Origin of the sequence: Streptomyces niphimycinicus, from assembly GCF_018883605.1 — a bacterium.
Classification (GTDB): Bacteria; Actinomycetota; Actinomycetes; order Streptomycetales; family Streptomycetaceae; genus Streptomyces; species Streptomyces niphimycinicus.
Window position 1 is genome coordinate 1 of record NZ_JAHLEM010000428.1, and the last position, 335, is coordinate 335.

The following is a 335-nucleotide window of genomic DNA, read 5'->3' on the forward strand; positions in this document are numbered from 1 at the left end:
TCGGACCGCCGCCGGTGGTAGGTGTCGACGTTGTCCAGCTTGATCTGCTCGTAGCCGCGCACCAGGTCGGGGAGTTCCGCCAGCTCCACCACGGCGTCGAGATCGGCGGCGAGATCGGCGGCGGGCCTCGCGGCGGCCAGGGCTTCCAGAATGGTTTCGCGGTACTCCTGGATCAGCTCGCGCTCGACGCGGCGCAGGTGCGCGTAGCCGAAGACGTCCAGGCGGGTTCCGCGGACCTTGCGCATGGCCCGGAGGGTCCGGAACACCGGGCGGAACCACGGGCCCAGGCTGATCTTCCGTTTCATGCCGAGTGCTCTGAGCACCGGGGGATGCAG

At 69.6% G+C, this 335-nt stretch carries 1 protein-coding gene; it reads right to left on the reverse strand.

Going from position 1 to position 335, the window contains the following annotated elements; all coding sequences use genetic code 11:
* Positions 1-305 (reverse strand): DUF6537 domain-containing protein (locus KN815_RS31680; RefSeq protein ID WP_216345307.1); only part of this gene is annotated, 305 nt, incomplete at its 3' end.
* Positions 306-335: the final 30 nt, after the last annotated feature.